Origin of the sequence: Bradyrhizobium sp. SZCCHNR1053 (assembly GCF_032381235.1) — a bacterium.
Lineage (GTDB): Bacteria > Pseudomonadota > Alphaproteobacteria > Rhizobiales > Xanthobacteraceae > Bradyrhizobium.
The window spans coordinates 380,160-392,387 of sequence record NZ_JAUHJM010000001.1; the positions used below are offsets into that span (position 1 = coordinate 380,160).

Annotated in this window: 14 protein-coding genes; 5 read left to right on the forward strand and 9 right to left on the reverse strand. The window is 65.5% G+C overall.

Features of this window, described 5'->3' with window-relative positions; genetic code table 11:
* Positions 1–6: 6 nt before the first annotated feature.
* A complete protein-coding gene (locus QX051_RS01795; RefSeq protein WP_315774795.1) occupies positions 7–1,182 on the reverse strand; it encodes a nitrogen regulation protein NR(II) in 1,176 nt (391 codons plus the stop codon).
* The gene (gene dusB, locus QX051_RS01800) at positions 1,179–2,132 is read right to left on the reverse strand and encodes a tRNA dihydrouridine synthase DusB (RefSeq protein WP_315775299.1); all 954 of its coding nucleotides are present in this window, start codon (positions 2,130–2,132) and stop codon (positions 1,179–1,181) included. The genes QX051_RS01795 and dusB overlap by 4 nt, the downstream gene beginning before the upstream one ends.
* 449 nt (positions 2,133–2,581) lie before the next feature.
* Between dusB and QX051_RS01805 the strand changes: the two genes are divergently transcribed.
* The 3 genes from QX051_RS01805 to QX051_RS01815 all read left to right on the forward strand — a co-directional run bounded on the left by QX051_RS01805 (position 2,582) and on the right by QX051_RS01815 (position 5,155).
* Positions 2,582–3,763, forward strand: coding sequence for a bifunctional 2-C-methyl-D-erythritol 4-phosphate cytidylyltransferase/2-C-methyl-D-erythritol 2,4-cyclodiphosphate synthase (locus tag QX051_RS01805; RefSeq protein WP_315738014.1), 1,182 nt, complete (start codon positions 2,582–2,584; stop codon positions 3,761–3,763).
* A gap of 69 nt (positions 3,764–3,832) precedes the next feature.
* On the forward strand, positions 3,833–4,444 hold the full coding sequence (locus QX051_RS01810; RefSeq protein WP_315774796.1) for a CinA family protein: 612 nt from the start codon (positions 3,833–3,835) through the stop codon (positions 4,442–4,444).
* Between the two features lie 168 nt (positions 4,445–4,612).
* The gene (locus QX051_RS01815) at positions 4,613–5,155 is read left to right on the forward strand and encodes a hypothetical protein (protein WP_315774797.1); all 543 of its coding nucleotides are present in this window, start codon (positions 4,613–4,615) and stop codon (positions 5,153–5,155) included.
* On the opposite strand, the gene QX051_RS01820 is transcribed toward QX051_RS01815, so the two are convergent.
* A complete protein-coding gene (locus tag QX051_RS01820; RefSeq protein WP_315775300.1) occupies positions 5,088–5,390 on the reverse strand; it encodes a type II toxin-antitoxin system RelE/ParE family toxin in 303 nt (100 codons plus the stop codon). The two genes, QX051_RS01815 and QX051_RS01820, sit on opposite strands and share 68 nt — an antisense overlap.
* On the reverse strand, positions 5,387–5,614 hold the full coding sequence (locus QX051_RS01825; protein WP_315770741.1) for a hypothetical protein: 228 nt from the start codon (positions 5,612–5,614) through the stop codon (positions 5,387–5,389). Before QX051_RS01825 ends, QX051_RS01820 begins: the two co-directional genes overlap by 4 nt.
* Before the next feature lie 401 nt (positions 5,615–6,015).
* Between QX051_RS01825 and QX051_RS01830 the strand changes: the two genes are divergently transcribed.
* Complete coding sequence (locus QX051_RS01830) at positions 6,016–6,984, forward strand: alpha/beta hydrolase family protein (RefSeq protein WP_315774798.1); 969 nt, start codon at positions 6,016–6,018, stop codon at positions 6,982–6,984.
* A 36-nt stretch (positions 6,985–7,020) separates the two neighbouring features.
* Here the strand turns inward: QX051_RS01830 and QX051_RS01835 are convergent, their stop codons facing one another.
* The 3 genes from QX051_RS01835 to QX051_RS01845 form a co-directional block, all read right to left on the reverse strand.
* The gene (locus QX051_RS01835; protein WP_315738019.1) at positions 7,021–7,371 is read right to left on the reverse strand and encodes a DUF1127 domain-containing protein; all 351 of its coding nucleotides are present in this window, start codon (positions 7,369–7,371) and stop codon (positions 7,021–7,023) included.
* Positions 7,372–7,620: 249 nt separating this feature from the next.
* Entirely contained in the window at positions 7,621–8,178 is a 558-nt protein-coding gene (locus QX051_RS01840) for an HD domain-containing protein (protein ID WP_315774799.1), read from the reverse strand.
* 46 nt (positions 8,179–8,224) lie between these two features.
* Positions 8,225–8,485, reverse strand: coding sequence for a hypothetical protein (locus QX051_RS01845; RefSeq protein ID WP_315774800.1), 261 nt, complete (start codon positions 8,483–8,485; stop codon positions 8,225–8,227).
* 555 nt (positions 8,486–9,040) lie between these two features.
* Here QX051_RS01845 and QX051_RS01850 point away from each other — a divergent pair.
* Entirely contained in the window at positions 9,041–10,303 is a 1,263-nt protein-coding gene (locus QX051_RS01850; protein ID WP_315738023.1) for a methyl-accepting chemotaxis protein, read from the forward strand.
* A gap of 352 nt (positions 10,304–10,655) precedes the next feature.
* Here QX051_RS01850 and QX051_RS01855 read toward each other — a convergent pair whose 3' ends face one another.
* Together QX051_RS01855 and lipA are read right to left on the reverse strand one after the other, a co-directional pair.
* Positions 10,656–11,129: a type II toxin-antitoxin system RatA family toxin gene (locus tag QX051_RS01855; RefSeq protein WP_315770753.1), complete on the reverse strand. Its 474-nt coding sequence runs from the start codon at positions 11,127–11,129 to the stop codon at positions 10,656–10,658.
* Between the two features lie 10 nt (positions 11,130–11,139).
* Positions 11,140–12,099, reverse strand: a complete 960-nt coding sequence (gene lipA, locus QX051_RS01860) for a lipoyl synthase (protein WP_315757515.1) — start codon at positions 12,097–12,099, stop codon at positions 11,140–11,142.
* Positions 12,100–12,228 lie beyond the last annotated feature (129 nt).

Sequence of the window (12,228 nt, forward strand, 5' to 3'; positions counted from 1 at the left end):
TGGTCCTCAATTTGATCCCTGTGAGGCATGCAACGGCGTCCCCGAAACGTCATCGCGATGGCCGTGGTCTGGTTGTCTGGTTGCGCTGTACATCGGCATCAGCACCCGGAAGGTCGTCTTGCGCGGCTGCGACTCGCACTCGATGATCCCGCCATGGTCGCCGACGATCTTCGCGACCAATGCAAGTCCGAGGCCGCTTCCGGTCGGCTTGGTGGTCACGAACGGATCGAACAGGTTGGGCATCAGGTCTTCCGGCACGCCCGGGCCGTTGTCCCTGACGCAGAACTCCAGCGGCAGCGACACCCGCGATTTCTTGCCGGGCACCGACAGGCGCACGCCCGGGCGGAAGGCCGTGGTGAGCTGGATCTCGGCATCCGAGCCGAGATCGACGACCGCTTCCGCGGCATTCTTGACCAGGTTCAGGAACACCTGGATCAGTTGATCCTGGTTGGCGAGCACCGGCGGCAGCGACGGATCGTAATCCTCGACGAAGCGGATGTTGCGGGCAAAGCCCGACTGCGCCAGCCGCTTCACGTGATCGAGCACGGAATGGATGTTCACGGGCCCGCGCGCCACCGGGCGGTCGTCGCCGAACACCTCCATGCGGTCGACCAAAGTGACGATGCGGTCGGCCTCGTCGCAGATCAGCCGGGTCAGCATGCGGTCCTCGGAGGAGGCCTGCTGCTCCAAAAGCTGCGCGGCGCCACGGATGCCCGACAGCGGGTTCTTGATCTCGTGCGCCAGCATCGCGGCCAGCGCGATCACCGAGCGCGCAGCGCTGCGATGCGTGAGCTGGCGGTCCATCTTGTCGGCGATGGTGCGCTCCTGCAGCATCACCACGATATGGCCGGGGCGCTCCGGCAGCGGCGCGACGTGCAGGTCGACGAGCCGATCGGCGCCGGTGCGCGGCGTGCCCAGATCGACCTTGTATTCATTGACCGGCGCGCTGGTGGTGCGGACCTGGTCGATCAGCGCCAGCAAGGGGCTGCCGAACGGCACCAGCTTCTTCAGCGACTGCCGCTGCAAAAACTGCGTCGAGGAATCGAAGAAGGATTCCGCCGCCATGTTGGCGTCCACGATCATGCCATCCGGGCCGATGACGAGGACCGGATTCGGCAAAGCGTTGAGGATGGCGTCGCCATCCGACGGAAGTCGCTTGCGCTGTTCTGCGGCTGAGCTCATGCGGCTGCACTCCAGGCAAAATCGTCGAAAGCCTCACGCAGCGCCCGATGCACCTGGGATGGCTGCTCGGACGTCAGGATCTTTTCGCGCCATGCCTTCCGTTTTTCGGCCGGCGCCTGGGCGTGCTGGGCGGCGACGTCGAGCCCCCAGCTGAGATGCTTGCGGGCGTGGCGCAGGCCGACACGCGCGCCATAGTGACGGCAGATCTCGTCATAGAGCGCTGTGAGAAGACTGAGCTGCTGCGCCAGCTCCGGCGCGCCCTCTTCCGCACCGCCGTCGAGTCGGCGGCCGATCTGGCCGGGCAGCCAGGGCTGGCCTTGCGCGCCGCGCCCGATCATCACGGCATCGGCGCCGGACGTATCGAGCGCCTCGCGCGCGGCTTCGTAGGTGGTGATGTCGCCGTTGACGACGACCGGCAGATCGACGGCGTCCTTCACCGCGCGCACCGCGCTCCAGTCGGCCTCGCCCTTGTAAAACTGCTGCCGCGTGCGGCCGTGCACGGTGATCAGCTGCACGCCCGCGGCTTCGGCGCGGCGCGCCAGCTCCGGTGCATTGAGGCTGCCCTCGTCCCAGCCGAGCCGCATCTTCAGCGTCACGGGCACATCGACCGCCTCGACCGTCGCCTCGATCAGGGTCAGCGCATGATCGAGATCACGCATCAGGGCCGAGCCGGACTGGCCGCCGGTCACGTGGCGCGCCGGGCAGCCCATGTTGATGTCGATGATATCAGCGCCGCCCTCCTCGGCGACCCTCGCGCCCTCGGCCATCCAATGCGCCTCGCAGCCGGCGAGCTGCACCACATGCGGCCCGACGCCGCTCGCCTCGCAGCGCAACCGGGATATCCACCGCCCGCGCACGAGATCGTCGCTCGCGGTCATCTCGGACACCACCAGCCCGGCGCCGAGCTCGGCCGCGAGTCGGCGGAACGGCGCGTCGGTGATGCCCGACATCGGCGCGAGAATGGCCCGGTTGGCGAGTGAAACGTCGCCTATCTTCAAGGCTTTGGCGTGTGTATTGGCCGGACCGGTCACGAACGACTCTTAAAGCTCTTCGGACGCATCATCGCGTCTGCGCTGTACTCTCAAGCACAAATCTTGGGCAGTCAAGCGTCATGCCTACACTTTAGCCAAGACAATCAGCATTTCAAGTGCAGTGCAGCAAAATATGCTTGTTCGGCAGTCATGGTAAACCCGTGAGCCGCCGGATTTTTGCATGGCTCAGCGAGGATGCCCACAGGCGGCAGGGCGATCGGCCCGCTCGAGGCCACGGCGCCTCCCGGCACGTGCAGCGCGATCGCAGTTGCCGCTCAGGCAACGTGTGATCCTGCTCGCTTAACATGTTCTGCAGATGTAAGAAGCCGCGAACCCATCATCTCCCTTTGCATCGATACCCTGTTCCCATGACGACTTCTCAGCGGACTGCAGCCATTCTCGTCGCGGCCGGACGTGGCCTGCGCGCCGGCGCCGGCGGTCCGAAGCAATACCGCATGATCGGCGGCCGCACGGTCATCCATCGCGCGCTCGCCGCCTTCGCCGATCATCCCGAGGTGGCGGTGGTCCAGCCGGTGGTGAACCCCGACGACATCGACATCTTCAACGCAGCCGTCTTCGGCCTGCGCCACGAGGTCCCGGCGCATGGCGGTGCGACGCGCCAGGCCTCGGTGCTCGCAGGCCTGGAAGCGCTGGCGCCGCACAAGCCCGACATCGTGCTGATCCACGATGCCGCGCGTCCGTTCGTCACGCCCGCCGTGATCTCGCGCGCGATTCGAGCGGCCGGCAAGACTGGTGCGGCGATTCCCGTGGTGCCGGTCACCGACACCATCAAGGAAGTCGGCACGGGCGGCGACATCACCGCGACACCGGAGCGCGCGAAGCTGCGCATCGCCCAGACGCCGCAGACCTTCAAGTTCGACACGATCCTGGAGGCACACCGCCGCGCCGCGCGCGACGGCCTCACCGAGTTCACAGATGATGCGGCGATCGCCGAATGGGCGGGATTGACCGTCGCGACCTTTGAGGGCGATGTTGCCAACATGAAGCTCACCACACCGGAAGATTTCGTGCGCGAGGAAGCGCGCCTTGCCGCGCAGCTCGGCGACATCCGGACCGGCACCGGCTACGACGTCCACGCCTTCGGCGAAGGCGACCATGTCTGGCTGTGCGGCCTGCGTGTGCCGCATAGCAAGGGGTTCCTTGCCCACTCCGACGGTGACGTCGGTCTGCACGCTCTGGTTGATGCAATTTTGGGCGCCCTGGCCGATGGCGACATCGGCTCGCACTTCCCGCCCTCCGACATGAAGTGGAAAGGCGCCGCCTCCGACCAGTTCTTGAAATACGCCATCGAGCGCGTGACCGCGCGCGGCGGCCGGGTCGCCAATCTCGAGGTCACGATGATCTGCGAGCGCCCGAAGATCGGCCCCCTGCGCGACCAGATGCGCGCCCGCATCGCCGAGATCACCGGCGTCGACATCTCGCGCATCGCGGTGAAGGCCACCACCAGCGAGCGGCTCGGCTTCACCGGCCGCGAGGAAGGCATCGCAGCGACCGCGAGCGCGACGATTCGTCTGCCGTGGAGCGCCTAGAGGCGCACCACCACCCTGTCACCGCTCGTGGAGCTTTCGATCTGACGGTCGGATGAGGACAACGCAGCCATGGCCAGCGAACGTCAAATCGGCTCTACCAGCGCGCTGGCCCGCTCGCTGCTCGACCTCTGCCGGTCGCGCAAGCTGATGATCGCGACCGCCGAGTCCTGCACCGGCGGCCTGGTCGCCGCAGCGCTGACCGACATCCCCGGCTCGTCCGACGTCATCGACCGCGGCTTCGTCACTTACTCCAACGAGGCCAAGCGCGCGATGCTCGGCGTCGAGGCCTCCACCTTGCAGACCTTCGGCGCCGTCTCCAAGGAGACCGCGATTCAGATGGCGGTCGGCGCGTTGGAACGCGCCGATGTCGATCTCGCGGTGGCCATCACCGGCATTGCCGGCCCCGGCGGCGCCACGCCCGGCAAGCCGGTCGGCCTGGTCCATTTCGCCGTCGCCGCCCGCGACGGCCGCATCACCCACCGCGAGCACCGCTTCGGCGCCATCGGCCGCAGCACTGTGCGCACGCGCTCGGTGCTGGAAGCCCTGCGCCTGCTGATGGAGCTGGCCCGGCCACAGGTCGCTGCCAAGCCCAAGCGCGCCGCCGCCACCCGCCTCCGTCCGCGCGTCGCCCGCGCGCCGCGGCTGCATCCGGTCAAGCGGCCGAGGCGGCCGCGGACGTAGTCGCTCGTGACGCGCGCAGCTCTCGCCCCATCGTCATCGCGAGCGCAGCGACGCGATCCAGGACTTTTCTCGCTTCAAGACTCTGGATTGCTTCGGCGCAAGGGCGCCTCGCAATGACGTGGATGGAGTCGTGAATTTCAATCAGATGAACGTACCGGCATATCAGCAATGAAACAGCGCCAGACATCCGTCTCCAACCTGGCGGTCAACGATCTCTTCCATGCAGCGTTTTCGAACGACGCCGTCCGCATTTGCATCGTGACGGCGCTGGATGACGGCACCCTAACGGCACGGGCGCTGACGACCCAGGAAATATTCCGCTTCGACCGAAGGAGCGGCACGAGCATCCCTTTGGAAGCCGACGGCGCCGTCTGCACGATCGACTCGGTCGCACCGCTTTCAGACAGCATCGGCGATACTTTGCTCGGCTACGATCGACGCTGCCGCACGTCCAAAGACCCCGACGCGGGTCGATCGACGGTGGACGAGCGGCGGGCCCTGCTCGACGCCCGACAATTCTACGCGGCAAATCAAATCGATCGACAGACGATGTCTGTACGAGCGCCGGGACACGATCCAAGACTTTCGCGCTTCAAGACACTGGATTGCTTCGGCGCGATAGCGCCTCGCAATGACCAGATGTTCAATCTTCATTCCGCCCCTGACCGATCTCATCCGGATTGCGCGCCGTGTGACGCACACTGTGAATGACCACCTCGTCGGCAGTAACTTCGTAGTAGATGAGGTAAGGATAAGGATTGATAATCAATCTGCGCAGGCGCGGATGGGTCGATTGAGCACCTGCCTTAGGATAATAAACCAACATGTCAAAGACGGACTTGATCCGCATGTGAACGCGCCTTGCGCCGCCTGGCGAATGCGACGCGACATAATCGAGTACGCTCTCAAGCTCGTTCGCTGCGCGAGTCGTGAAGCGAAGCTTCAGAGACCGTGCTTAGCCCATATGGCCTTGATTTCGTCTTCGGTCGCGAACCGCCCTTGATCTGCTTGGCGCAGCGATTCTTCCAGCGAAGCAAGGTCGGCAGGAGTCAGCTCAACGCAAGCTTCGTCGTATCCGGTCAACCGTAACAGTACCCGCGCCAGCTCATCCTGCTCTTCGGCCGGAAGCTGGCGTGCGACGTCAAAAGCCCTGTCAAGCAATGTTGTCATGCAGGCAATATATACTGACGAGCCTCCGCCGGGAAGTGTTCACGCAATAGGCTGCGGACACCTAGGCAAAGAGCCGCCCGTAAGGCGCCCGGACTGCCGCCATGTCAGCCGCGCATTCGGAATGGTGGGCACGGCGCGCCCGCACTGGCCGGGACTGAGGCTAACGTTTGGGAGTTACCGCAGAACCTCGACGGCTTGATCAAATCATCTTGTCATCGGAGGCACGAGCTGGTGGTGAACGCAAAGATGGTCGGCACGACAGACCCTATGGCACCCGAGGTGATCTGCCGATGGATTGTCCACTCCGGTTCGACGGCCGGTCATTGGGCGGAACGGGCGGTCCAGTTGGCACAACTTTCGCGGGTACACGCTATTTCGTAGTTCAACGTGAGGAGACCGTCTTGCTTCATCGGACCTTCGCCACTCTCGCGCTGCCGCTCCTCCTCCTGACCTCCTCCGCCCACGCCGCTGGCTTGCAGCTCTTAGAGGTCGATCATGGATTTCACGGCATCATCTGGACGCCCTGCGCCGCAGACGCCGGTAGCGTGCCGGTTGGAAGCCTCGCGATCCCAGGGCTGGAGACACTGCCCGGGGTAAAGAATTGTCCAATCAAGGGCACGAAGCTGCCATTGGTCGTGATGTCCCACGGGCGCGGCGGCTGGATCGGTGGAAACCACGATGTTGCGGAAGCGCTGGCGGACGCGGGATTCATCGTCGCGGCGATCAACCATCCCGGCGACAGTGTCGGTGACCTGGCGCAGCGCGACAGCCTGTCGGTCTGGCTCTCACGGCCGCAGGACATCATGCATCTGATCGATTTCATGTTGAACGATTGGACAAGCAGAGCCGCGATTGATCCGGACCGGATCGGCTTCTTCGGCTTTTCGCGCGGTGGCTACACCGGAACCGTTCTCGCCGGCGTCGACCCGGACTTTCAAAGGGTGGCGCACTACTGCACGCAACAGAACCCGTTCTGCGAGCAGGTCCGCAATGGCGAGTTTCCCAGAAGCTGGCCGCACGACGAGAGGATCAAGGCGGCCGTGCTGGCCGACGCCGCCCACACGGTCGGATTCACGCGAGCAAATCTCGCGAGCATCAAGATTCCCCTCCAGGTCTGGCGCTCGGAGCTCGGCGGCAACGGGGTCGATCCGGAAGGGACCGCCCGCGTAACCGCGAGCCTTCCCGGCACGCCCGAGGTCCACACCGTGCCCGCCGCGCATTTTGCTTTCCTCGCGCCGTGCTCCGCGGAGCTCGCGGCCGCCGTTCCGCGCATCTGTGCTGATACGCCTGCGGATTTCGACCGCGCGGCGTTTCACCGAGAGTTTGACGCCCAGGTCGTCAGGTTCTTCTCCGAGAAGCTGGGCAAGTAGGATCCGTGGCAGAACCTGCGTTCCGCCGCGTCGCTCTCATGCGCGCCAGAACGGGCGCCGGCACAGCCGCCGCGCCTCGTCGCGTGTCAGGCCGTAGTCCTGCAGCACCTCGTCGGCGATCCACGGCAACTCCCGGGCGAAGCGACCGCGCTCGCGCCAGCGCTTCCACCAGAGCCGCAGCAATGACACTGGCTGCAGCTCGGCGCAGCTTTGATCAGGCGCCGGTCGCGCCAAGTAGTAGATCTCGGCGCCGGGCTTGGGCGAGATGGGATGGCTCGCCGAGGGACCACGGCGCCGCTCGTCGAGTTCCTGGAAACGCAGCACATGATGGAGCGGAGTTCGCTCCTCGATGGCGCTGCCCCTCGGATCGTCGGTCGTGCTCGGCATGGCGGGCTCCCCCTTCAAATGAAGAACCTGCCGGCAACAAAAAAACCGCCAGGTTCTGGCGGCTGTTCGGATCAAATGCTGCAATTCGTCAGATTGAGCGCGATCCTCCCGCCGCCAGCGAGCTACGGTGCGTGATGCGACCAAAACGATGGGAAGCGACGGTGATCATGGCCGGCTCTATAGCGGATCGCCCTGAGGTTGTCATCATCGAATCCGGTGCGAGGCGGGCAAGCGCCTTGCCCGATCTGGTCAGGACGGAAAAGCACCGACGGTCCGCGCAAGTTGCCGCGTCAACGGTCCAGGCAGAGCCTCATCGAAAATCCGGCTCAGCGTGCGGTAGTACCAGATCGTCCCATCCCTTCCACCGGTGAAGCGTTGCCACACGACGTCGCCCACCTCATCAAGGTCGCTCGCGATCGCTTCCGCGTTGTCAACCTTGTCAGCGAGCGAGACCAGCAGCGATGACGCCGGCTTGAGCGGCAGCCGGGCGAGATAGGCTTCCTTCCGCGGGCGCCAGGCCGGCCTCGGATCGACCCAGGAATCCGTGCAGTCGGCAACGATCACGGCGACGCTATCGCCAAAACGCCGGCGGATCTCATCCAGCGTGGCCTGCCCGCCCTGGTCCTCGGCGGCGTCATGCAACAGTCCCGCGATAGCCTGCACCTCGCTGCCGCCCGCCGACAGCACGCGGCTGGAGACGCTCAGCAGATGCGCGATGTAGGGCACGTTGCTGCCCTTTCTCAATTGGGTCCGGTGCAGCCTTGTCGCATAGACGAGCGCTTCGTCGTAGAGATGGGAGAGTGACATTGCTTGCTTTCTTCTCTGGCTGACGCAGGGTCAGGCCGATGGTTCGTCATTGGGGATTATCGGCATTGTTCCAATCATTGGGCACCACGTCGAGCATCATCCTAGCCGACCCGTCGGGCGAATCAGCTGGCGTGCGGAATAGCGGAGAGCCCGCCTCCGGTGCCTTGCTGCGATCGAAGCGCATCGCGAGGGCGTGCGCCGAGACACTGATTTCCTCAATCCGTTCAATGTCCGACTCACTGTCCAGTCCTGCCGACGAAAATATTCTCGTTTCTATTTTCCAGAATTCATGCTTCCCTCCCGTCATCCCGCCTCGACACGAGGGGCGTATCGCGATCGTCACGACACGCGAGGTGGGGAGGCGATGGCCGCCGATGGGCCGCAGCACGTCTGATGACGTGCGGACGAACGGCTCTTGGCGGACGTGAAGTCGCAGCGTCCTGGCACCCCGATGCTGGTGTCACGCCGGTGGAGATGATGATCCGCCGGTCACGGGGGCAAGACAGCCCGGTCCCCGGGGAGACTGCGTATAAGCGTGAAGACCATCGCGCAGGGAATGCCGGATGTCGGCTGGACCTGTGGTGACTGCCGCCTGCTTTTTTTGTTGCAGGCGGGCCATGGGTTGCGGCCAGCACCCGGCATTCCCTGCGCCCTCGTGATTTCAGAGGGTCGATCGAGATGCACAGCCCGGGCGTGATTGCGCCGCGGAGGATGCGGCTGCGTGCCCGCTGGATGCCGTCCCTCACCGTCCGGACCGCGATCGCCGACGATTATCGCTCGCCCCTCCACGGCCTAAAGGTTTTGGTTAATTTTGTCCTGCTACGTCTCGCGCATTCTTCTCTGACAGTGGATTCGGGACCCCATGGCTTTCTTCTCCGGCAAGTCGGCTGATCGCACGCATAACCTCCTGATGACGGAGCTGTTCGAACGCCATCGCGACGCCATCCTGGTGATGTCCGACGGCAAGATCATCGCCTGCAACGAGACCGCGGTTCGCTTCGGCGGCTTCCGCAGCAAGCAGGACTTGCTGTCGCGTTCGCCGGCGACCATGGCGCCGGAGTTTCAGCCCAGTGGCAAGCGCTCCGCCGACGTGGTGAAGGAGATGGATGCCAAGGCCAGGCGCGAGGGCCACGCGACGTTCGAGTGGACCACCAAGCGCGCCGACGGCAGCCCGGCCCTGGTGCAGATCACGCTGGTGCCGACCCAGGTCGAGGGCCAGACCTACGTCATGAGCTTCCGCCGCGATCTTTCCGACCTCGTCGCCGCACGCGAGGAGAAGAAGCGCGCGCTGGACCAGATCGCCAAGGATTTCGAGACCAGCGTCGGCGCCATCGCCAATGCGATCTCTGGCGCCTCGCGCGAAGTCGAGACGACGGCCGCGTCGCTGACGACCACGGCGGACCAGGCCGCGCAGCGCGTGGCGCTGGTCGCGTCGGCGTCCAACTCCGCATCGTCCAACGTGCAGTCGGTGGCCGGCGCCACCGAGGAGCTCTCGACCTCGGTCAGCGAGATCAACCGCCAGGTCGCGACCTCCTCAACCATCGCAGCCGAGGCGGTCGAGGCGTCCTCGCGCACCAACGATCTCGTCAACAGCCTGGCGGACGCGGCCGCCAAGATCGGCGCGGTCACCGACATGATCAACGCGATCGCGAGCCAGACCAACCTGCTGGCGCTGAACGCGACCATCGAGGCGGCGCGCGCCGGCGATGCCGGCCGCGGCTTCGCCGTCGTGGCCTCGGAGGTGAAGAGCCTGTCGAGCCAGACCGCCAAGGCGACCGACGAGATCAGCGCGCACATCAGCGCGATGCAGCGCGCCACCAGCGACACGGTGGCTGCGATCCAGGGCATCGGCGGCACCATCGGCCAGATCAGCGAGATCGCCAAGACCATTGCGACCGCGGTCGACCAGCAGGGCCACGCGACGCAGGAGATCGCCCGCTCGGTCAGCCAGGCCGCCAGCGGCACCCGCGAGGTCGCCACCAACATCGGCTCGGTCAGCCAGACCGTGGAATCAGCTGGCGGCGCCGCGCGGCAGATGCTGGGCGCGGCCGGCCAACTCGCCAAGCACGCGGACGAACTGCGCGGCAAGGTGAAGGACTTTTTGAGCGCCGTGCAGGCGGCGTAGTTTCGATCGCGGCTCGACGTGTCCGCGATCAGAACGACTCCGCGACGATGTCGCGGAGCGGCTGTTTGAAGACGTGGATAGGAAGGAAAGCGCTCGGGCTTCGCACTCGGAACGCGCGGGGTGAGATGACGAGGAGCGTCCTCACCCTTCGCTGTCGTCCCGGGCAAGCCAGAGCGTCGCGGAGGCGCCGACCCGGGACCCATACTCCGCGGCGGCTATGGTGAGACGAGATCGGAACTACGCGGGTGCCGCCACACCGCATCCTGTGGCTATGGATCCCCGCGTTCGCGGGGACGACAGCTGAGGTTGGGACGCCGGCCGTGGTCTACCATCGGCAGGGATTGGCAAGGACTTACGTCGACGACACCGCCGGCTTGCGGCCGTAAATCGCATCGGCGCGCTTTTCGAACGCCGCCGACATGCGCGCGAAGATCGTGTCGAACATCGAGCCCATCAGCATCGCCAGCATGCGGCTCTTGAACTCGTAGGCGATGAAGAACGTCACCTCGCAGGCGCCCTGCTCGCGCGGCTCAAAGCTCCAGCGGTTCTCCAGGCTGGAGAACGGCCCGCTGACATATTCGACCAGGATCTTGCGCCCGGCGCGGTCGAGCGTGACGCGGCTGGTGAAGGTCTCCTTCACCAGCTTGAACGACACCGTCATGTCGGCGACGACGACCTCGGTGCCATCGGGCTTCTGGCTGCGCTGGCGCACCACCAGCTTCTCGCACAGCGGCACGAATTCGGGATAGCGCTCGACATCGGCGACGAGGTCGAACATCTGGTCAGCCGTATGCGCGACGCGGCGCTTGTTAGAGAATCTCGGCATCTGGTCTCGATCAGCGCGCGATAGCGGCGCGCGCGGCCTTCAGCTTGGCGAAGTCCTCGCCGGCATGGTGCGAGGAGCGCGTGAGCGGGCTCGCCGACACCATCAAGAAGCCCTTGGTGTAGGCGACGGTCTCGTAGCCGGAGAATTCCTCCGGCGTGACGAAGCGCATCACGGCGTGGTGCTTCCTGGTCGGCTGCAGATACTGGCCGATGGTGAGGAAATCGACCTCCGCCGAGCGCAGGTCGTCCATCACCTGCAGCACCTCGTGGCGCTCCTCGCCCAGGCCGACCATGATGCCGGACTTGGTGAAGATGGTCGGATCGATCTCCTTGACCCGCTGCAGCAGCCGGATCGAGTGAAAGTAGCGCGCGCCGGGACGGACCGAGAGGTAGCGCGACGGCACGGTCTCGAGATTGTGGTTGAAGACGTCGGGCTTGGCCGCGACGACCTGCTCCAGCGCGCCGTCCTTGCGCAGGAAGTCCGGGGTCAGCACCTCGATCGTCGTGGTCGGGCACTTGGCGCGGATGGCGCGGATGGTCGCGGCGATATGCGCGGCACCGCCGTCGGCGAGATCGTCGCGGTCGACGGAGGTGACAACGACATGGGCCAGGCCGAGCTTGAAGGTGGCCTCCGCCACATGCTCGGGCTCGCCGGCGTCGAGCGCCTGAGGCAGGCCGGTCTTGACGTTGCAGAAGGCGCAGGCCCGCGTGCAGGTGTCGCCCATGATCATGAAGGTGGCGTGCTTCTTGTCCCAGCACTCGCCGATGTTGGGGCAGCCGGCCTCCTCGCAGACAGTGACGAGGCCGTTCTCGCGCACGATGTTGCGGGTGTCGGCATAGCCGCGGGTGGTCGGCGCCTTGACCCGGATCCAGGCAGGCTTGGCCGGCGAGATCGAGTCCGGCCGGTTCGCTTTTTCGGGGTGGCGCGGGCGCAGCGGCGTGTTCGAGAGCGTGTCGACGATGGTGACCATGGGATTCGCACAAACCTCTGTTGCGCCCTAGCTATTCCGTGCCGCGGCGCGCCGCAACCGGCTGGCCGACGATACCAGGGCATGGCAGATATGGGCAGCGCGGAACAGCGCTCATCACGGCGGATTTCC